The sequence below is a fragment of the Roseobacter sp. S87 genome (assembly GCF_055693285.1).
On sequence record NZ_JBVFTR010000004.1, the window covers coordinates 3,692,844 to 3,712,894 of the forward strand.

Annotated in this window: 20 protein-coding genes and 1 tRNA gene; 18 read left to right on the forward strand and 3 right to left on the reverse strand. The window is 60.1% G+C overall.

Annotated elements, in window-relative coordinates; translation table 11 throughout:
* Window positions 1–28 precede the first annotated feature (28 nt).
* Genes ccoG through ccoS form a run of 4 tightly spaced genes read left to right on the forward strand, consistent with a single transcriptional unit; the run spans window position 29 to window position 4,300 of the window.
* A complete protein-coding gene (gene ccoG, locus ACZ1HA_RS19180) occupies window positions 29–1,459 on the forward strand; it encodes a cytochrome c oxidase accessory protein CcoG (protein WP_472715031.1) in 1,431 nt (476 codons plus the stop codon).
* Window positions 1,459–1,923, forward strand: a complete 465-nt coding sequence (locus tag ACZ1HA_RS19185) for a FixH family protein (RefSeq protein WP_472715032.1) — start codon at window positions 1,459–1,461, stop codon at window positions 1,921–1,923. Before ccoG ends, ACZ1HA_RS19185 begins: the two co-directional genes overlap by 1 nt.
* Window positions 1,920–4,112 carry a heavy metal translocating P-type ATPase gene (locus ACZ1HA_RS19190; protein WP_472715033.1) on the forward strand — a complete coding sequence of 731 codons (2,193 nt, stop codon included), beginning with the start codon at window positions 1,920–1,922 and terminating at the stop codon, window positions 4,110–4,112. Before ACZ1HA_RS19185 ends, ACZ1HA_RS19190 begins: the two co-directional genes overlap by 4 nt.
* Window positions 4,109–4,300 carry a cbb3-type cytochrome oxidase assembly protein CcoS gene (gene ccoS / locus ACZ1HA_RS19195; protein WP_375229102.1) on the forward strand — a complete coding sequence of 64 codons (192 nt, stop codon included), beginning with the start codon at window positions 4,109–4,111 and terminating at the stop codon, window positions 4,298–4,300. The genes ACZ1HA_RS19190 and ccoS overlap by 4 nt, the downstream gene beginning before the upstream one ends.
* Here ccoS and ACZ1HA_RS19200 read toward each other — a convergent pair.
* Together ACZ1HA_RS19200 and ACZ1HA_RS19205 are read right to left on the reverse strand one after the other, a co-directional pair.
* Window positions 4,272–5,780 (reverse strand): D-alanyl-D-alanine carboxypeptidase family protein, encoded by a 1,509-nt coding sequence (locus tag ACZ1HA_RS19200; protein ID WP_472715034.1) that lies wholly within the window; start codon window positions 5,778–5,780, stop codon window positions 4,272–4,274. The two genes, ccoS and ACZ1HA_RS19200, sit on opposite strands and share 29 nt — an antisense overlap.
* A gap of 177 nt (window positions 5,781–5,957) precedes the next feature.
* Complete coding sequence (locus ACZ1HA_RS19205; RefSeq protein ID WP_472715035.1) at window positions 5,958–6,659, reverse strand: HAD family hydrolase; 702 nt, start codon at window positions 6,657–6,659, stop codon at window positions 5,958–5,960.
* Between the two features lie 82 nt (window positions 6,660–6,741).
* Between ACZ1HA_RS19205 and clpS the strand changes: the two genes are divergently transcribed.
* The 4 genes from clpS to hemF all read left to right on the forward strand — a co-directional run bounded on the left by clpS (window position 6,742) and on the right by hemF (window position 9,887).
* Window positions 6,742–7,083 carry an ATP-dependent Clp protease adapter ClpS gene (gene clpS / locus ACZ1HA_RS19210; RefSeq protein WP_375229099.1) on the forward strand — a complete coding sequence of 114 codons (342 nt, stop codon included), beginning with the start codon at window positions 6,742–6,744 and terminating at the stop codon, window positions 7,081–7,083.
* Window positions 7,084–7,087: 4 nt separating this feature from the next.
* Window positions 7,088–8,080, forward strand: a complete 993-nt coding sequence (locus ACZ1HA_RS19215; protein WP_472715036.1) for a class I SAM-dependent methyltransferase — start codon at window positions 7,088–7,090, stop codon at window positions 8,078–8,080.
* Between the two features lie 39 nt (window positions 8,081–8,119).
* Entirely contained in the window at window positions 8,120–8,920 is an 801-nt protein-coding gene (locus ACZ1HA_RS19220; protein ID WP_375229097.1) for an SDR family NAD(P)-dependent oxidoreductase, read from the forward strand.
* 73 nt (window positions 8,921–8,993) lie between these two features.
* On the forward strand, window positions 8,994–9,887 hold the full coding sequence (hemF, locus tag ACZ1HA_RS19225; RefSeq protein WP_472715037.1) for an oxygen-dependent coproporphyrinogen oxidase: 894 nt from the start codon (window positions 8,994–8,996) through the stop codon (window positions 9,885–9,887).
* 11 nt (window positions 9,888–9,898) lie between these two features.
* Here the strand turns inward: hemF and hemC are convergent, their stop codons facing one another.
* Window positions 9,899–10,843 (reverse strand): hydroxymethylbilane synthase, encoded by a 945-nt coding sequence (gene hemC, locus ACZ1HA_RS19230; RefSeq protein WP_472715038.1) that lies wholly within the window; start codon window positions 10,841–10,843, stop codon window positions 9,899–9,901.
* 101 nt (window positions 10,844–10,944) lie between these two features.
* Here hemC and hemE point away from each other — a divergent pair, with 101 nt between their 5' ends.
* The 10 genes from hemE to boxC all read left to right on the forward strand — a co-directional run bounded on the left by hemE (window position 10,945) and on the right by boxC (window position 20,022).
* A complete protein-coding gene (gene hemE, locus ACZ1HA_RS19235; protein ID WP_472715357.1) occupies window positions 10,945–11,979 on the forward strand; it encodes a uroporphyrinogen decarboxylase in 1,035 nt (344 codons plus the stop codon).
* Window positions 11,980–12,032: 53 nt separating this feature from the next.
* Window positions 12,033–12,109, forward strand: a tRNA-Met gene (locus ACZ1HA_RS19240).
* A 175-nt stretch (window positions 12,110–12,284) separates the two neighbouring features.
* On the forward strand, window positions 12,285–13,325 hold the full coding sequence (locus tag ACZ1HA_RS19245; RefSeq protein WP_472715039.1) for a TRAP transporter substrate-binding protein: 1,041 nt from the start codon (window positions 12,285–12,287) through the stop codon (window positions 13,323–13,325).
* Between the two features lie 71 nt (window positions 13,326–13,396).
* Window positions 13,397–13,966: a TRAP transporter small permease gene (locus ACZ1HA_RS19250; RefSeq protein WP_472715040.1), complete on the forward strand. Its 570-nt coding sequence runs from the start codon at window positions 13,397–13,399 to the stop codon at window positions 13,964–13,966.
* Window positions 13,967–14,007: 41 nt separating this feature from the next.
* A complete protein-coding gene (locus tag ACZ1HA_RS19255) occupies window positions 14,008–15,327 on the forward strand; it encodes a TRAP transporter large permease (RefSeq protein WP_472715358.1) in 1,320 nt (439 codons plus the stop codon).
* A 129-nt stretch (window positions 15,328–15,456) separates the two neighbouring features.
* Window positions 15,457–15,726: an AMP-binding protein gene (locus ACZ1HA_RS19260; RefSeq protein WP_472715041.1), complete on the forward strand. Its 270-nt coding sequence runs from the start codon at window positions 15,457–15,459 to the stop codon at window positions 15,724–15,726.
* A 115-nt stretch (window positions 15,727–15,841) separates the two neighbouring features.
* Window positions 15,842–16,999, forward strand: a complete 1,158-nt coding sequence (locus tag ACZ1HA_RS19265; RefSeq protein WP_472715042.1) for a benzoate-CoA ligase family protein — start codon at window positions 15,842–15,844, stop codon at window positions 16,997–16,999.
* Window positions 16,996–17,817 carry an alpha/beta fold hydrolase gene (locus ACZ1HA_RS19270; protein ID WP_472715043.1) on the forward strand — a complete coding sequence of 274 codons (822 nt, stop codon included), beginning with the start codon at window positions 16,996–16,998 and terminating at the stop codon, window positions 17,815–17,817. Before ACZ1HA_RS19265 ends, ACZ1HA_RS19270 begins: the two co-directional genes overlap by 4 nt.
* Window positions 17,801–18,277, forward strand: coding sequence for a DUF309 domain-containing protein (locus tag ACZ1HA_RS19275; protein ID WP_472715044.1), 477 nt, complete (start codon window positions 17,801–17,803; stop codon window positions 18,275–18,277). The genes ACZ1HA_RS19270 and ACZ1HA_RS19275 overlap by 17 nt, the downstream gene beginning before the upstream one ends.
* Before the next feature lie 89 nt (window positions 18,278–18,366).
* Entirely contained in the window at window positions 18,367–20,022 is a 1,656-nt protein-coding gene (gene boxC / locus ACZ1HA_RS19280) for a 2,3-epoxybenzoyl-CoA dihydrolase (RefSeq protein ID WP_472715045.1), read from the forward strand.
* Window positions 20,023–20,051 lie beyond the last annotated feature (29 nt).

Sequence of the window (20,051 nt, forward strand, 5' to 3'; positions counted from 1 at the left end):
TGACCCCGCTCTCACAAGGACAGCAGCAGTGACAGATCAAGTCCCACCTCCCAGTCTCTACGCGGCGCGCGAACCGATTTTTCCGCGCCGTGTTTCCGGCACATTCCGCAATCTGAAATGGGTGATCATGGCGGTCACCCTCGGCATCTATTACCTGGTGCCCTGGATCAGATGGGACCGGGGGCCGGAGCTGCCGGATCAGGCTGTGCTGCTCGATCTGGCGCACCGGCGGTTCTATTTCTTCTGGATCGATATCTGGAGCCATGAGTTTTACTTCGTGGCTGGCCTGCTGATTATGGCGGGGCTGGGTCTGTTCCTTTTCACATCGGCTCTGGGTCGCGTCTGGTGCGGATACGCCTGCCCCCAGACGGTCTGGACGGACCTTTTCATTCTGGTGGAACGCTGGGTTGAGGGAGACCGCAACGCCCGCCTGCGTCTGCACCGGCAGGAAAAGATGGATTTCCGCAAACTGCGGCTGCGCCTCGTCAAATGGACGCTCTGGCTGTTGATTGCGATGGCAACCGGCGGTGCCTGGGTGTTCTATTTCGCCGATGCGCCAACCCTGTTTGTGGACCTTTTCACAGGGCAGGCCGCGGCGGTCGCCTATATCACTGTCGCCATTCTGACCGCGACAACCTTCGGATTTGGCGGATTTGCCCGCGAGCAGATCTGTATCTATGCCTGCCCCTGGCCGCGTATCCAGGGCGCGATGATGGACGAGGACACCCTCACCGTGGCCTATCGCGAGTGGCGGGGCGAGCCGCGCAAACACAGTGAAGCCGCAAAAACAGAGCCGATGGGCGATTGCATCGACTGTATGGCCTGCGTGAACGTCTGCCCCATGGGGATCGACATCCGTGACGGGCAGCAGATGGAATGCATCACCTGTGCGCTGTGTATCGACGCCTGTGATGACGTGATGGAGCGGATTGGCAAGCCGCGTGGCCTGATCGACTACCTCGCCCTTTCGGACGAAACAGCCGAGCGGCGCGGTGCCGCGCCGCGCGCGATCTGGAAACATGTCTTCCGGCCCCGGACCATTCTCTACACAGCACTCTGGTCGGCCGTTGGCATCGCGCTCGTCGTGGCACTTTTTGTGCGCGCGGACATCGAAATGACCGTTGCCGCAGTGCGTAACCCGACCTTTGTGACGCTTTCTGACGGATCGATCCGGAACACCTATGAAATCCGGCTGCGCAACAAAAACAATGACGACCGGCTGTTCAGGCTCAGTGTGGTGGGCGACCCGGCTGTCAGGATTGATCTCGAAGGCACGCCCTATGGATCCATCGAAGTTCCGGCCGACACGTCGCTGCTCCAGCGCGTCTATGTCATAGCGCCACCGGGATCAGTGCCTGCCGGCGGTGAGCGTTCGGATCTTCGTTTCTGGGTCGAGGATCTGACCAACGGCGACCGGGCATATAAAGACAGCAGCTTTATCGGAACAGGAGAGCAATAATGACCAGAGAACTCAAAGGACGTCACGTCGCCCTGATCTTTGGCGCAGCCTTTGCTGTCATCATCGCGGTGAACCTGACGCTTGCGTTCAGCGCCGTGAAGACTTTCCCGGGGCTTGAGGTCAGCAATTCATATGTTGCGAGCCAGAAGTTTGATGCGGATCGCGCCGCGCAACAGGCGCTTGGCTGGACTGTCACCGCCAGCGCTCTCGGCGACCAGATCAGCCTGTCGATCACCGACCGCGAGGGTGAGCCGGTGCGGGTCAGCGCACTTGATGCGACCCTGGGCCGTGCAACGCATGTACGCGATGATCAGCGGCCGGATTTTGCATTCAACGGTGAAGCCTATGTTGCGGATGCGGTTCTTGCGCCGGGCAACTGGAACATACGGATGGTGGCACGGCAGGATGGTGGCGCTGAGTTCCGGCAGCGTGTCATTCTTCATATTGCGGACGACAGATCATGACACTCGCGGAGCAGCCATCCGCCGTTGCCTGCCCCGGTTGCATCGCTGCACCCGGGCAGACAGAGGATGCGCCGCTCCGCAATGCCTCGCTGGCACTGTCTGTCCCGACCATTCACTGCCAGGCGTGTATCGCTACGGTAGAGCAGGCACTGCTTGCCCATCCCGGCGTCCGGCATGCACGGGTTAATCTCACCCGGAAACAGGTCACAATTGATGCGGCGGCTGATGTGACTGCTGTGGAGCTGGCAGAAACAGTCCGGGCATCCGGCTTTGACGCCTGGGAACTGGATCCTGACGCGCTGCAGGAGACGCGGACCGGCAGCATGGGGCGCGATCTGCTCATGCGCATGGCGGTTGCGGGCTTTGCTGCCATGAACGTGATGCTGTTATCAGTTGCAGTCTGGTCCGGGGCCACAGACGCCACGCGTGATATGTTTCACTGGATCTCTGCAGCCATCACACTGCCGGCGCTGGCGTTTTCGGCACAGCCGTTTTTCCGCAACGCCTGGGGCGCACTGCGGGCCGGTCGCCTGAATATGGATGTGCCGATCAGCCTGGCGATTGCGCTGGCTGTGGCAACGTCCCTCTGGGAGACATGGCTTTCCGGAGAGCACGCCTATTTCGATGCTGCGCTGACGCTGACGTTTTTCCTGCTCGCCGGGCGCTGGCTTGAGGCCCGCGCGCGGTCTGCGGCGCGATCCGCCGCAGAGGAACTGACTGCGCTGGAAGTGCCACGCGCCTGGGTGATGCAGGGGCAGGAACCGGTGGAGGTGCCGGTGAGCCGTCTGAATGCAGGTGACGCGGTGCTGGTACGGCCCGGATCCCGTGCCCCTGTAGACGGGATTGTCCTGGAGGGGGCTTCGGAGACGGACCGCTCTGCGCTCACCGGTGAAACGCTGCCGGAACTGCGCCAGTCCGGTGATGCTGTGAGCGCGGGCGAAGTGAACCTGACGGGGCCGCTTGTCGTTCAGGCGACGGCTGTCGGAGCAGAAACATCGCTGCACCGCCTCGCGGCACTGGTTGCCGTCGCGGAGAGCGGCAGGTCGCGCTATACATCACTGGCGGATAAGGCGGCCAAGCTTTACGCGCCGGGTGTGCATATTCTGGCGGCGCTCTCCTTTCTGGGTTGGCTGGTCTGGTCCGGGGATATGCGTGTTGCGGCCAATATTGCGGCTGCCGTTCTGATCATTACCTGCCCCTGCGCGCTGGGTCTTGCTGTTCCGGCGGTGACCACTGCGGCATCCGGGCGGCTTTTCGGGCGCGGCCTGCTGATCAAGAATTCGACCGCCCTGGAGCGTCTGGCCGAAGCGGACACAGTGGTTTTTGACAAAACGGGCACTTTGACGAGCGGACAGCCGAAGTTGTCGAACTGGCATGATCTGACCGCAGATCAAAAGTCTGCAGTCGCCGCGCTTGCTCAGGCGTCGTCACATCCTCTGTCTCAGGCGGTGGCCGCCGCCGCACGGGATGCAGGGGTTTTTGCGTCTGAGGCAGACAATCTGCGTGAGATACCCGGATACGGCACGGAGGCGGAGATCGCTGGGCAACCTGTGCGGCTCGGCCGCCCGGAATGGCTGGGCGCTGATGTTCCCGATGACCAGCTGAGTGCTGCATTTCTGCGGGGCACCGATAAACCAGTGATCCTGTCGTTTTGGGATGCGTTGCGTCCCGGAGCCGACAGTCTTGTGCCCCAGCTGGAGGCCGCAGGGAAAGAAGTGATCCTTCTTTCGGGCGACCGGGCGGCATCGGTACGTGCGGTTGCGAACGCCCTTGGGATCACCGAATGGCAGGCCGGCGTTCTGCCTGATCAGAAAGCAGCGTTCGTTCAGAAACTGCAGGAAAACGGGCGAAAGGTTCTGATGGTCGGGGACGGTCTGAATGATACGGGCGCGCTGGCCGCTGCACATGTCTCGATCAGTCCCGCGCAGGCGCTGGATGCGGCGCGCGCGGCATCCGACATTGTGTTGCTTGGCAGGGATTTGTCACCCGTCGCAGATGCGCTTGATACTGCCTGCCGAGCGACCAAACGTATTCGCGAGAATTTCCGGATAGCGACGGTCTACAATATTGTGGCCGTGCCGCTGGCCGTTGCCGGACTGGCGACACCGCTGATCGCTGCGCTTGCGATGTCGCTGTCTTCGCTTACTGTATCGGCGAACGCTCTCAGGGTCGCAGGAACAGGGAAATGAACGTACTGGCCTATCTCATTCCGGTGTCGCTGTTGCTTGGCGGACTTGGTCTTGCGGCGTTCGTTTTTACGATCAGGAGCCGTCAGTATGACGATCCTGACGGTGACAGCCGGCGCATACTGAATGATGACTGGGATAGCCGTCCGCGCCCGGAAAGCGTCAGGACGGACCGACCGTCTGACAACTGATATTGCGGGCGGCCAGCCGACGGCAGGCCAGGTCCGCGCTTTCCTGTGTCATGCCAAGAAAATTCGCATCAAAGCCTGTAGGCCGTTTCACGACTTTTCGAAGTGTCCCGTCCAGTGTGGCCATTTCAGCAAGCGCTGTCGTGACCAGCGCGCGCTCTGCATTGTATCGCGACGTGTATTGCCCGACATTTACGCCCCACTGATGCCCGCCTGATGTCGAGAGTCGTGTGACAACCTCGGGTTCGGGCGAAATAACGGCTGTGGCTTCCTGCTGGCCGGCTGTTGCCGCGGTGGTTGCTGAACCCGGGCGCAAAACGGGTCGCGCGGATACAAAGGTGCCTTCCGGCTTGTTCGCTGGCGCGCTTTCAGTTTCATCCAGTGCCTGAGCAGCCTGCGCTGCCAGAAGTGCCGTTGTCGTATCCGTATTCAGGAGGCCGGCGGTACTTGCAGCAGCCGCCGCCGGAGCAGGTGCCACCGGTGCAGTCTCTCCTGAAAGGGCAGCAGCAATCGCCTCATCCGTACGTGTCACGAGAAGCGGCTGCGCGATGACCGCGCGCGGACGCAGCGCAGGCCGGAGGCTGGACGCCAGAATGGTATTCGGGCGCGTGGGCTTGGAACGGTAAACGGGCAGTCCCGGCTTTTTCAGCCGGGCACGGCTGGGCGCGCGTTTGAAACCCATATCGAGCAATTCGGCAACACGGGCGTTGCGGGCGCTGGTAGATGTGCCCCCGAAAACTGTGGCGATGATGCGTTCCTGTCCCCGTTCAGCCGAGGCGACAAGGTTGAACCCGGCTGCACGGGTATATCCCGTCTTGATGCCGTCAGCGCCGCGATAGGCGGACAGCAGCCGCCGGTTTGTGTTCGCGACATTGCGTACCCCGGCGTGTGTCGATTTGCGGGAAAACAGGTTATAATATTCCGGATAATCATACAGCATATGCCGCCCCATGATCGTCATATCCCGGGCGGTAGACATATGGCCGCGTTCCGTCAGGCCATGTGCGTTCTTGAAGGTGGTGCGCGACATGCCAAGCGCCTTGGCCGTACGGTTCATGCGGCGGGCAAATGCCGCTTCTGATCCTTCCAGAGCTTCGCCGATGGCTGTTGCCGCGTCGTTGGCAGATTTGACGGCGGCGGCGCGGATCAGGTAGCGGAACGCAATGCGCTGGCCTGCTTTCAGACCCAGTTTCGACGGCGGCTCGGCGGCTGCGAAACGCGAAATTCTGACTTTGGTATCAAGCGAAATTTCGCCGCGTTCCACCGCTTCGAATGCGATATAGAGCGTCATCATCTTGGTGAGAGAGGCCGGATGCAGGCGTGTGTCCGCGTTTCTTGAATGCAGAACCTCGCCCGTACGCGCATCCATCACCATTGCCGCATAAGGCGCCGCTGCGGCGCTGAGCGGCAGGATGACCAGCATCCACAAAGCTGCGAGAATAAATAGCCCGTAACGGGCCGGCCACGTGCGCCGAACCTTCATGATCACTGCCTTTTCTGCCTCATGCCGCCGATTGTTCGGCTGGCTTTTTATGTGCCGGAGGCTAACACAGGTTTCGGTTTCAATAAAGTTATTGTTTTAAGGGAATTGCGTTAAGTTTCGGTGAAACCCGGATTTCCGGAATGCCGTTAACTTTATTGCCCGAAATTCGTGCACCTGTTACGGCAACCCGGCAAGGAGCGTGCTGAGGGTGCTCAGGTCCGGCAGACTGCGGAACCGGTCATGTGATACCGGGGTTTCTGCATGTTCCAGTTCCCAGGTCACATGGTAGGGGACATGAACACCGAAACCGCCCGCTTCGATCATTGGCAGAACATCTGACCGGACCGAATTACCGACCATAACGCCGCTGTCGGCACTGTGCCCGTGACGATCAAAAATATCCCGGTAGACACTGGTGTTTTTGTCCGAGACGATTTCCACCGCATCAAAGAGATCACCCAGACCGGATTGAGCCAGTTTGCGCTCCTGATCAAGAAGATCACCCTTTGTTATCAACAGAATACGGTAGTTTTCCGCCGCTTCCGCCACCGCCGCCTGCGCGTGCGGCAACAGATCGACCGGGTTGGCCAGCATCTCGCGCCCGGCATTGAGTATTTCCTCGATCACTGCGCCTGACACCCGGCGGTCGGTGACGTCCAGTGCAGTTTCGATCATCGACAGTGTGAAGCCTTTCACGCCGAATCCATACTGGCCAAGATTACGTTTTTCCGCCGCGACCAGCCGTTGCATCAGAGTGTCTTTTTCCGTGTAATCGGAAAGAAGATCCGCAAAGTGTGCCTGGGTCAGCTGGAAGTACCGCTCATTATGCCAGAGCGTGTCGTCAGCATCAAAGCCGACTGTCGTTACTTTGCGCGCCATTCCAACCCCTTTTCTAAATCCGAAGACAGGTTATATAGACCCAACTGAGACTCACCGCACAAACAGCCTGTCAGGAGCAGCAATGCACCGAGAAGCTATCATGATGTCAGACCATTCGGATGACGAGGGAGATTCCTCGGTCCTGACAGCGACCCGACCTAAAACAAAGCGCCCCCCGCTTTACAAGGTTCTGTTGCTGAACGACGACTTCACACCGATGGAGTTTGTTGTGCATGTGCTGGAACGTTTCTTTGGGCTCAACCACGCCCAGGCGTTTGAGATCATGCTGACGGTTCACAAAAAAGGCGTCGCGGTTGTGGGCGTTTTCAGCCACGAGATTGCGGAAACCAAAGTCGCTCAGGTGATGGACTTTGCTCGGCGTCACCAGCATCCCCTGCAATGCACCATGGAAAAAGAAGAATAGGCACATGATTGATGCCCGATTGCCGCTGGCCCTTGGGGAAGGCGGCCCTCTTCTGCCATCCGGCGGGCGCGTTGCGGTTTTCCGGCCTCCTGTGGACGCCTCCCTGTCCGCACTCGAAGGGTTTCAGGTGGAGATTATCGAGGGGTTCCGCCCGGCATTCGACGCCTGGACGACACGCGGTATGGCCTGTGCGGTAGAGCCCGAAGGCATCTATGACGCGTCGGTGGTTTGCCTGCCGCGTGCAAGGGCCGAAGCTCATGCGATGATTGCGGATGCGGTGCGGATGACGAAAGGGCCGGTTCTGATTGATGGTCAGAAAACGGATGGTGCCGACAGCATCCTGCGCGCAGCACGCCGCCGCACCGAAGTTACAGGTCCTTTCATCCGGGCGCACGGCAAACTGTTTGTGATGCCGGATGCCGATCCCGGGGATTTTGCAGACTGGCAGGCCGGGCCAGCACTGACCGAAGGTGGTTTCTGGACAGCCCCAGGTGTTTTTTCAGCGGATGCGGTTGATCCTGCGTCCGCGTTGCTGGCGCAGGCGCTGCCCGAACGTCTGGGCCGCACAGTCGTTGATCTGGGCGCGGGCTGGGGTTTTCTCTCCGCGCATGTTCTGACCCGCGAAACTGTTGAACAGGTGCACCTGGTCGAGGCAGGCCATATGGCGCTGGAATGCGCGCGCCACAATGTCACGGATCCGCGGGCTGCGTTTTACTGGGCAGATGCGACCCGCTGGCAGGCGCCCGGACCCTGCGACACAGTGGTCATGAATCCTCCGTTTCATACGGGGCGCGACGCAGATCCGGCGCTGGGCCAGGCTTTTGTCGCGTCTGCTGCGCGGCTTCTTGCGTCAAACGGCCATTTATGGATGGTGGCAAACCGCCATCTGCCGTATGAAGCAACACTGCAGAAGTTCTTTTCAAAGGTGACTGAAGTGGGTGGAGACAACCGCTTCAAACTGTTCCAGGCCACGCGCCCGCTGAGGCGCCGCAGATAACAGGTTCCAGAGGGCGCGTCGCGCGTCAGAAAGGACAAGATGTCATTTTCCATCAAAGGAAAGACCGCAATCGTGACAGGTGCCGCGAATGGCATTGGCCTGGCGATTGCGCGCCAGTTCGCCGACCGGGGCGCGAATGTCATGTGTGCCGATATGGACGAAAAGCGGCTGGCGGCTGAATGGGGAGAGCAGAAAGACGATGCCACTCTGCGTTATTTCGCGGGGGACCTGCGGCAGCGTCTGACAATTGCCAACCTGGTGTCGGCGACCATCGATGCCTTTGACCGTGTCGACATTCTGGTCAACGCATCGCGTCAGGTTATGCCGACGAACGCGATGGATGTTGAGGACAACTCCGTCGAAGTACTGCTGGAGCAGAACCTGATGACAGCGCTGCAGCTCACCCAACAGGTCGCAAAACGCATGATGAAACAGGGCGCTGATCAGCCGGAAGGGCAGCTTGGATCCATTGTGAACCTCAGCTCGATCGCGGCGCGAAACACCCGGCCCGAGCTGATGGGGTATTCCATCGCGTCTGCGGCGCTGGAACAGATGACGAAATCGATGGCGCTGGCGCTGGCACCTGAACGGATCCGCGTAAACGCTGTGGCCTTCGGGTCTGTGATGAGCGCATCTCTGAAATCCTCGGTGGTGGAAAACAGCGAGTGGCGTGACGATATCCGTGCGCATACTCCCATGGGACGGATCGCCGGGCCGACCGAGCTGGCCGATGCCGTTCAGTTCCTTGCGGCCGAAAGCTCCGGCTTTATGACGGGAGAGGTGATCACCGTTGATGGTGGACGCAGCCTGCTGGATGCGGTGACGGCACCCGCGCACTGATAATTCCTTCTTTCCGTTCCGGCCATTTCCGCGTTAAACAAGTGTCACAGAAAACTGACACATCAGGCGCATCATGACCGAACCTTTTGATACAGAGAAACAACAGGCCTCCGCCTGGTTCCGGACGCTGCGGGACGAGATCGTCGGCGCGTTTGAAGAGCTGGAACAGGATCACAGCGAAGGTCCTCTCAGTGATGCGGCCCCCGGTACCTTTGAGGTGACCGAAACGACCCGCACCAGTGATGATGGCTCCGATGCCGGCGGCGGACTGATGAGCGTGATGCGCGGCGGACGTGTTTTCGAGAAGGTCGGGGTCAACATTTCCACGGTCTACGGCACGCTGGGTGAGCGCGCCCAGATGGCAATGGCAGCGCGCAAAGGTATCCCGGGCATGAAGGACGACCCACGTTTCTGGGCCAGCGGGATCAGCCTTGTGGCGCATATGCAGAACCCGCATGCGCCAGCCGTACACATGAACACGCGCATGTTCTGGACACCACATGCCTGGTGGTTCGGCGGTGGGTCCGACCTCAACCCCTGCATCGAATATGATGAGGACACGGCACATTTTCATGCCACGCAACAGACGCATCTGGCTCCGCATGGCGATGAACACTACCCGAAACTGAAAGCCTGGGCGGATGAGTATTTCTTTGTTCCGCACCGGGGCAGGGCGCGCGGTGTTGGTGGTATCTTTATGGATGATCACTGCACCGGTGACTGGGCGGCTGATTTTGCGCTGACGCAGGACATCGGGCGGGCGTTTTTGCCGGCGTACCTGCCGCTGGTCCGCAAGCGCCGCGGGATGCCGTGGTCCGATGAGCATAAGGACGCGCAGCTTGTGCACAGAGGGCTCTACGCCGAATACAACCTGGTCTATGACCGGGGCACAAAATTCGGGCTCGAGACCGGCCACGATGCAAATGCAGTTCTTATGAGCCTGCCGCCGCTGGCCAAATGGGTCTGAACCAGAACCCGTCAGTGCCAGTCAAAAAAGCCATCTCCGGCCTGTGACAGCAGTTGCTTTGCGAGGTCGCGGCCCATTTCCGCGCCATCTGCAACGGGCCCGCTGCGGCGCCCTGCGATCGCGTCGCTGCCATCCGGGCGCAGGACTTCGCCGCGCAGGTTGAGTGTGCCGCCGTCCAGTTCGGCAAGCCCGGCGATGGGTGTCTCACAGGACCCGTCGAGCGTCAGCAGGAAGCTGCGTTCGGCCGCAAGACGCTGACCGGTTTCCGTGTCATGAATGGCAGCCAGCAGCCCGGCAGTATTGTCGTCGGCGATGCGCCGTTCGATTCCGATAGCACCCTGGGCCACAGCAGGCAGCATGTCAGATGCATCAATTGGTGTCGCAGGAACATGATCCATATTCAGGCGGTTCAGCCCGGCAGCAGCGAGAAATGTGCATTCGGCCACCCCGTCTGCCAGTTTTTTCAGACGTGTCTGAACGTTGCCGCGGAACTCGACAACTTTCAGGTCAGGGCGGCGGTGCAGCAGCTGAGCCTTGCGCCGCAGACTGGAGGTGCCGACAACCGCGCCGGAGGCCAGATCGGCGATCCCGGACAGCTGCGGTGAGACGAAGGCATCGCGTACGTCCTCTCGGGGCAGATAGGTGTCCAGCACCAGTCCGTCCGGCTGGATGGTTGGCATATCCTTCATCGAGTGGACCGCGATGTCGATCTTTCCCGACAGCAGATCTTCCTCGATCTCACGGGTGAACAATCCTTTGCCGCCGATCTCTTTGAGTGGGCGATCCTGGATCGCATCGCCGGTCACTTTGATAATGACAATCTCGAAGGCACCCTCGGGCAGATCAAAGGCGCGCATCAGTCTTTCGCGGGTTTCATAGGCCTGCGCCAGCGCGAGCGGTGAGCCGCGCGTACCGATTTTGAGCGGAGAGTCGGGGGTGGGAAGGTGCACTGTCATGGGTTTATCTTTTAGATGTGTCAACTTAAACTGACAACTGGAATGATTAAGAATCTCAGGCTAGAAGCAGGATGTGCGCCATGAAAGACGGAATTCAGACGATGAGCCAGACCAAAACCATCCTGCGTGCCCTTGCAGGAGAAACGTTGCCCACGCCGCCGATCTGGATGATGCGCCAGGCCGGCCGTTACCTGCCTGAATACCGCGCGACCCGGGCGCAGGCCGGTGATTTTCTGTCACTCTGCTACAATTCTGAACTCGCGGCGGAAGTCACGCTGCAGCCGATCCGGCGTTATGGGTTCGATGCCGCCATTCTGTTTGCCGACATTCTGCTTTTGCCCGAGGCGCTGGGGGCTGACCTGTGGTTTGTCACGGGCGAAGGGCCACGGTTGTCGACCATCACCAGCCAGGATGATTTTGATAAACTGGGGCCGGTCAGCGACATTCATGAGACGCTGAACCCGATCTATGAGACCGTCCGCATCCTGCGCCGGGAACTGCCTGCAGAGACCACGCTGATCGGTTTCGCCGGGGCGCCCTGGACCGTTGCAACCTACATGATTGCGGGCCGCGGGACGCCTGATCAGGGACCCGCACATGCGCTGAAGGATGAGAATCGCGCGCTCTTTGAGGCGCTGCTGGACCGCATCACTGAAGGCACGATTGACTATCTTGCGGCCCAGATTGACGCCGGTGCCGAGGTTGTGAAGATATTCGACAGCTGGGCGGGCTCGCTCAAAGGAGAGGATTTCAACAGATACGCGCTGGAGCCTGCACGACGTATCACGGCGGCCCTCAAAGGGCGTTATCCGCATATCCCGGTGATCGGATTCCCGCGCGAGGCGGGTGACAATTACATCGGTTTCGCAAAAGCGACCGGTGTGGATTGTGTTGCTCTGGATAACTCGGTGGATGCGGCCTGGGCGGCAAAGCATGTTCAGGCCGATGGGTGCGTGCAGGGCAATCTCGCGTCCAGTCATATGGTGACCGGTGGTCAGGCGCTGGTGGATGAGACCCGCGCCATTGTGAAGGCCTTTTCCGGCGGGCCGCATATCTTCAACCTTGGTCACGGGATCACACCGGATGCGGACCCGGACAACGTGCAGCGGATGATAGATGCGGTTCGCGGTGATTAATCGTTGATTCCCGCTTGACGGCGCAGGCAGGCTGGCATAGGTGACGCGCCGATGGCGTTATAGCTCAGTTGGTTAGAGCGAACGACTCATAATCGTTAGGTCGGTGGTTCAAGTCCACCTAACGCCACCACCCACCATGCAGGAATTCCCCGTGCGACAGGAACCGCTTTGCGGAGCCATGGCCTGTATCAATTAGTTACAAACACGGGTGACAACCTCCGGCATCTGCAATAGCAATTTATCAGGGAAAAGTGGGTCAAAGACCGTTTCAACTGCGGCGTGATCCGGTTTCAGGGAGGAAACACATGACGATCTCACGGAAATCATTTCTGAATTTGGCCAGCGCTGCCGCTGTGGCGCTCGGGGTCGGGGCGACCCCGACACTGGCGCAGGATGTTACGCTGACGCTGCACCAGTTCCTGCCGCCGCAGGCCAATGTGCCGAAACTGGTTCTGGATGTCTGGGCGGATAACGTTGAAGAGGCCAGCGGTGGCCGCATCAAGGTTGACCGGTTTCCGTCGATGCAGCTGGGTGGCAAGCCGCCGGAGCTGATGGACCAGGCTATTGATGGTGTGGCGGATATCGTCTGGACGGTGGTTGGCTATACGCCGGGCCGCTATCCGAGCACCGAGGTGTTTGAACTGCCCTTTATGATGACAAATGCCCGGGCCGCGTCGCGCGCTTACTGGGAAATGTTCGAAAAGCACATGAAGGACACTGAGTTCAAAGATGTGCATATCCTTGGCACCTGGGTTCACGGTCCGGGTCTCATCCACGCGAACAAGGAAATCCGCTCTCCTTCTGATATGGAAGGGATGAAAATCCGCGGCGGGTCCCGTCTGGCGAATGCACTGCTCGAAAAAGTCGGCGCGACGCCGGTCGGCATGCCGGTTCCGGCCGTGCCGGAGGGGCTTTCCAAAGGCGTGATCGACGGCACCACGATCCCGTGGGAAGTCACCGCAGCGCTGAAAGTGCCTGAACTGGTTGAAAACCACACCGAGTTTACCGGGAACGCGCTTTATGTCCTGACCTTTGTGCTGGCCATGAACAAGGACCGCTACGAAAGCCTGCCGGATGACCTGAAAAAAGTCATTGATGACAATTCCGGTCTCGAGTTCTCGGTCTTCGCCGGTGGCACGCAGGCGGACAGTGACGGTCCGGCGCGCGCCGCAGCAGCGGCACGCGGCAACAACATTGTCACGCTGAATGCTGAGGAAACCGAAGCGTGGAAAGAAGTTGCGCAGCCCATTTATGACGAATGGGTGGCTGACATGAACGAAAAAGGCATCGATGGTCAGGCGCTGATCGATGAAGCCCGCATGCTGATCGACAAATACACCGAGTAAGCACCGATCAACCTGCCCGCGGCGCCCGGTGGTGCCGCGGGCTTTGCGCATCTGCCAGTCAGGATCCGGAAATGCACCAGGCCATGAAGCTTCTTGCGCGCGTCACCGCTGTGACAGGCGGGCTCGTGCTGACCGGGCTAGTGATCATGACCACGGTGTCCATCCTGGGTCGCTCCATCAACAAGTGGCTGCATTCTGACTGGGTCGAAAACACGATGGGTGGTTTTGCGCAGACACTGCTGGATCTGGGCATTGGCGAGGTCAACGGAAACTACGAGCTGCTCGAGGCGGGCATTGCCTTTGCGATCTTTTCGTTCTTTCCGGTCTGCCAGCTCTATAGCGCCCACGCGACCGTAGACATTTTCACCGCGCGTCTGCCCGGACCGGTGGGCCGGACAATCGCGGCTTTCTGGGAAGTTGTTCTGGCCGCAGCGCTGATCCTGATCTGCGTGCAGCTTTTCGGCGGCGTGCAGCGGTATCTGCGCAATGGCGAGACGACGCTTTTTCTGCAGTTTCCCGTCTGGTGGGCCTACTCAGCGAGCTTCGCGGCCTCGGTCGTGACCTGTATCGTAGCGGTCTATTGCGCCGCCATGCGCGTGGGTGAAAGCATCACCGGCCGCGCCTATCTCCCGGCACCCTGAGCCTCATGAGCACACTCCTTGATCTGCTGCCCTTTGCGGAGATGAGCCGGCTGGAGCTCGGCTTCTGGTCCTTTGCCGTCCTTCTGGGGATGATCTTTCTGCGTGCGCCGATTGGCCTCGCGATGCTGCTGTGTGGCTTCGGCGGCTGGTATTATGCGATGAACGGCAATCCGACGCCGCTGCTCGCGAAACTCAAGTCTGAAACCTATACGACCTTTTCGAGCTATTCGCTTTCGATCATCCCGATGTTCCTGCTTATGGGGCAGTTTGCGACCCTGTCGGGCATGTCGTCCGCGCTTTTCCGCGCTGCCGAGAGTTTTCTGGGGCACCGCCGGGGCGGGGTGGCCATGGCGTCGGTCGGCGCCTGCGCCGGTTTCGGTGCGATCTGCGGCTCGTCGCTGGCGACGGCAGCAACGATGTCCCGCGTGGCTTTGCCGGAACTGCGCCGCTACGGCTATTCGGGCGGATTTTCGACTGCGACGCTTGCTGCAGGCGGCACGCTTGGCATTCTGATACCCCCTTCGGTTATTCTGGTGATCTACGCCATCATCACCGAACAGAACATCGCGAAACTGTTTCTCGCGGCCTTTGTCCCGGGCATTCTCGCGGCCCTTGGTTACATGCTGACCATTTCGGTTTACGTGCGCCTCTATCCGAATTCCGCAGGTACCAGAGAAGCCGTGCCTATGGCGGAACGCTGGAAAGCGCTTGGAGCAACCTGGCCGGTTCTGGCAATCTTTGCCGTTGTTGTCGGCGGCATTTACCTGGGTGTTTTCACGCCGACAGAAGGATCGGCTATCGGGGCTATGGGAACTGGTCTGGTGGCACTGCTGTCCGGCAGCCTGAACTGGTCTGTTTTCCGTGAGAGCCTGCTGGGCACAGCCAGAACGACCGCGATGATTTTCTTCATCGTATTGGGCGCCAGTTTCTACAACGGTTTTCTGGCGCTCTCCGGGGTGCCGCAGTTCATGGCGGACTGGGTTCTGACGCAGGGTTTCTCGCCCTGGCTGGTACTGTCCATCATTCTGCTTTTCTATCTCGTGTTCGGCTGCCTGATGGACAGCCTGTCGATGATCCTACTGACGGTCCCGATTTTCTTTCCGGTCATCTCGGCCATGGATTTCGGCATGTCACCGGAACATGTCGCGATCTGGTTTGGTATCCTCGTGCTGATCGTTGTTGAGGTCGGGCTGATCACACCTCCGGTCGGGATGAACCTGTTCATCATCAACGCAATGGACCGTGAAACGCCGATGACCGAAACCTACAAGGCGGTCATGTTCTTTGTCGGCTCCGACATTGCGCGGGTCGTGATCCTTGTGATGTTCCCGGCGATCACACTGTTCCTCGTGCCTGCCTGAGCGCGCCGCCCGGTCGCTGGCTGGCGGCCAAAGCTGCACTAAACTGCCCTCTTTTGACGGAAACCTTGCAGCAGGCCAGTTCAGATGCACGATAGAGCATCATGGATCACTGAGTCTTGGGAGGGAACTGTGACCAGTACAGCCAGCAATGCTGCCAGCTATTTCGTGGATCGTCATCCTGGTGAGGGGCGCGGCGAAAAGACCGCTTTCCGGGAAGCGGGCAGCGGTCGCACGCTGACCTACCGCCGCCTTGCTGAAGGTGCAGGGCGGGTCGCCGGGGCGCTGCTGCGGGCCGGGGTCCGCCGCGAGGAACGCGCGGCGATGATTGTGCTCGATACGCTGGAGTTTCCGCAGATTTTTTTGGCGCACTCAAGTGCGGCGTTGTCCCGGTCCCGGTGAACACGCTGCTGGGCGCGCAAGTGTATGATTCCATTCTGCGGGACAGCCGGGCAGCCGTACTTTTTGTCTCCGCGCCGCTTTGGGAGACGGTCGCACCGGTGCTTGCCGGCAATCCGTGGCTGCGAGAAATCGTCGTGATCGGGGGGAGGCACCGGCAGGCACCTGGTCGTTTGAGGCGTTCACACGCGGTGCAGAGCCCTGCGACACGCAGCCCGCTTCACCTGACGAAACGGCGTTCTGGCTGTACTCTTCCGGGTCCACCGGGCTGCCGAAAGGTGTGCAGCACGTGCACTCATCAATGCAGGCTACGGCGGATACCTATGGTGCGGGTGTTCTGGGGCTGACCGAGGATGATACGGTTTTCTCTGCGGCGAAACTGTTTTTTGCCTATGGGTTGGGAAATGCCATGACTTTCCCGCTCGCAGTAGGTGCGACGACCGTGCTTTTTTCCGGTCGGCCCACTCCTGACGATATGCTTGCCACGATGGCCGCTGAGAAACCGACGGTCTTCTGTGGCGTGCCGACGCTCTTTGCGGCGATGGTCGCGGGCATGGACAGCGCGGGCGTGCCGGACACGCCGCTGCGCAGAGCCATTTCAGCGGGAGAAGCGCTGCCCGAAGACGTCGGTGTGCGGTGGGAGGCGCATACCGGTGTTGCCGTGCTGGATGGTGTGGGGTCGACCGAGATGCTGCACATCTTCCTCAGCAACCGCAGCGATGATGTCTGCTATGGCACCTCTGGGACGGCTGTGCCGGGGTATGAGATGCGTCTCGCGGATGAGAATGGTGCCGATGTGCCGGTGGGCGATGTTGGCGAATTGCTGGTGCGCGGGGCATCCGCGGCGTCTGGCTACTGGAACCAGCGGGACAAATCGCGCGCAACCTTTCTGGGGGAATGGACCCGCACAGGCGACAAATACACACAACGGCCGGATGGGCGGTATGTTTACTGTGGCCGCACCGATGACATGTTCAAGGTATCGGGCATCTGGGTGTCCCCCTTTGAGGTCGAACAGGCGCTGGCCAGTCATCCCAGCGTTCTGGAGGCAGCGGTTGTGCCGATGCAGGATGCCGACGGCCTCGAAAAGCCTCGGGCCTATGTGGTTCTGCAGGGCGCGGAGCCGGCTGATCTTGAAAGCGAGCTGAAAGAACATGTGAAGCTCAGGATCGGCAAATGGAAATATCCGCGCCGCGTGGACGTGGTCGCTGACCTGCCCAAGACGGCAACGGGCAAAATCCAGCGTTTCCGGCTGCGGGAGGATACGGCGCAATGATGGCGTGGGAAGAGAATCCGGAAACCCGCGTGGTGGTTGCCGGGAAGTCGCTGGAATACGCCTGCTTCGGGCCGCCACCCGCGCAGGCACCAACACTTGTTCTGCTGCACGAGGGCCTGGGGTCCGTTGGGTTGTGGCGGGGTTTTCCCAGAGCGCTGAGTGAGGCAACGGGGATGGGTGTGCTGGCGTGGTCGCGCGCAGGCTACGGCCGTTCGGACAGCATCAGCCTGCCACGACCCGTTGACTACATGACACGCGAGGCGATGGAATGCACCGGCCCGGTGCTGGATGCTTTTGGCGTACAGCGCGCTGTGTTGCTGGGCCATTCGGATGGCGCAACGATCGCTGCTGTCTATGCAGGGTCTGTCAGTGATATGCGCGTCCGGGGGCTGATCCTGTTGGCCCCCCACTTTTTTGTCGAAGACACAGGTCTTGAGGCGATACGGCAGGCGGGTGAGGCTTTTGCGGAGGGGAATCTGCGGGACAGGCTGGCGCGCCATCATGATGATCCGGAGGCGGCATTCCGCGGTTGGCATGATGTCTGGGTCAGCCCCGCGTTCCGTGACTGGGACGTCGCAGACTGCATTGATCATCTGCGTATTCCTGTGCTGGCCATTCAGGGCGCTGACGATCCATACTGCTCGCTGGCGCAGATCAGGGAACTTGAAACCCGCATGTACGCGCCGCTCGAAACACTGATCCCAGAGGGCTGCGGGCACGCACCGCATCTTGAGGCGACAGAAGACTGTCTGGCAGGCATCAGTGATTTTTGCGGGCGGCTCAACCGGCTGGAGGCATCCGATGTCGCCACCGGCTGACATACCGGACGACATTCCCTTTCCCGCGCATGCCTATGTTCCCGGAAAAACGCCGAGGCACCCGGATGGCTGGTTTGATGATCTCAGGAATGCGGTAAAACCGGGCACGTCAGTGTCGGAACTCCATCTGACGCGGGCATTTCTTGCGGGGCGGGTGTACTTTGACGCCGGTTTTTTCTGGGAGTGTCATGAAGTCCTCGAAGCTGTCTGGATGCAGGCCCCGGACCCGAGCCCCGAGCGCGACTTCGTTCAGGCGATGATCCAACTGGCCAATGCGCGGCTGAAACTGCGCATGGACCGGCCGCGCGCGACGCTGAGGCTGTGTGAAATGGTTGAAGCACGCACAGCTGGATACTCGGCGGACGTTGTCATTCTGGGCTTGCCTGTCGGGTACCTTCGTTCCGGTGCCGCTGAAACCAGGGATGACGCGTTGAGGCATTATAATTCACAAATTGGTTGAGATTCACGGCCACACGCTGCGCTTCTGGACAATATGCTGCCTTATAGTACATCTTTTTCAGATCAGAATCTGACGTTCAGGAGCGCAGGGTGGCAGGCAGAATTAACTTTCAGGTGGACCCGGATGTCATGCGTCACTGGCGCGTTGAAATTGACGGTCCGGTTGCCAGTCTCTGGATGGATGTGGACGAAAAGGGCGGCCTTTTCGACGGCTACGAGCTGAAACTGAACTCCTATGATCTGGGTGTGGATATTGAACTTGCAGACGTGGTTCAGCGGATGCGTTTCGAGCACCCCGAAGTACGCGTCGTTGTGATGCGGTCAGCCAAAGAGAAAGTGTTCTGTGCCGGCGCCAACATCCGGATGCTGGGTGCTGCCACCCATGCGCACAAGGTGAATTTCTGCAAATTCACTAACGAGACGCGCAACACGATGGAAGCGGCGCTGGAAGACAGTAATCAGAATTATATCTGCGCGGTGCGTGGTTCCTGTGCCGGAGGCGGCTATGAACTGGCGCTGGCCTGTAACCATATCATGCTCACCGACGACAGCAGTTCCGCTGTTGCGCTGCCGGAAGTGCCGCTTCTTGCGGTGCTGCCGGGCACCGGTGGGCTCACCCGTGTGACCGACAAACGAAAGGTGCGACGTGACCGTGCAGACGTTTTCTGTTCCCTGGAGGAGGGCGTGCGGGGACGCCGCGCTGCGGAATGGGGCCTGGTGGATGAGGTTTTTCCCAATGCGTCCTTTGATGAACGCGTGGCGTCACGGGCGACGGCACTGGCGGATGCGGCAGAGGTGGTTGCAGACAAGGGCATCCGGCTGACGCCACTGGATCGCACGTTTTCGGACGACGGTGTGGAATATTCCACCGTGTCAGTCGTCACAGACCGGCCTGGACGGCGCGCGATGATCACCATACGGGGCCCGGAGGATGCCGTACCCGATACGATGGATGCTTTCACGCAGCAGGGGGCATCTGCGTGGATGCTGCGGTGCGCCCGCGAGCTGGATGATGCGATCCTGCATCTGCGCAGCAATGAAGACGAACTGGGTCTTATCGAATTTCGGACTGCCGGTGACCCGGCGGGTGTCCTCGCGCACGAAGCGTTGCTTCTGAACAACCAGGATCACTGGCTGGCACGCGAGGTACTGGGCCTTTGGAAACGTGTTCTGAAACGCGTTGATATGACATCGCGTAGCCTGGCTGCGATCGTCGAACATGGATCGTGTTTTGCAGGCGTTCTCGCGGAGCTGCTCTGGGCGGCGGACCGCAGCTATATGATGATGGACGAGTTTGAGGATGATGCGCGTCCGCTGGCTGTTGTGACACTCAGCCCGGCGAATTTCGGAGAGTTTCCCATGGGCAACGGGCTCAGCCGGTTGCAGACGCGGTTCCTCGGTGCGCCGGAACAGACAGATGTTCTGCGACAGCGTGCCGGTGATGCGCTGGAGGCAGAGGACGCAGATGCGCTTGGCCTTGTTACCTATGCGTTTGACGACATTGACTGGGACGACGAGGTGCGCCTCTTCCGCGAAGAGCGTGCGAGTTTTTCACCGGATGCCATGACGGGCATGGAAGCCAACCTGCGTTTCGCCGGGCCGGAAACCATGGAAACCCGGATCTTCGGACGTCTGACGGCCTGGCAGAACTGGATTTTCCAAAGACCGAACGCCGTTGGGCCAGAAGGCGCGCTGCAACGCTATGGCACGGGCCTGCGCGGGCAATACGACATGCAACGGGTCTGACAACGTTCAATAAATGGTGCCGGGACAGG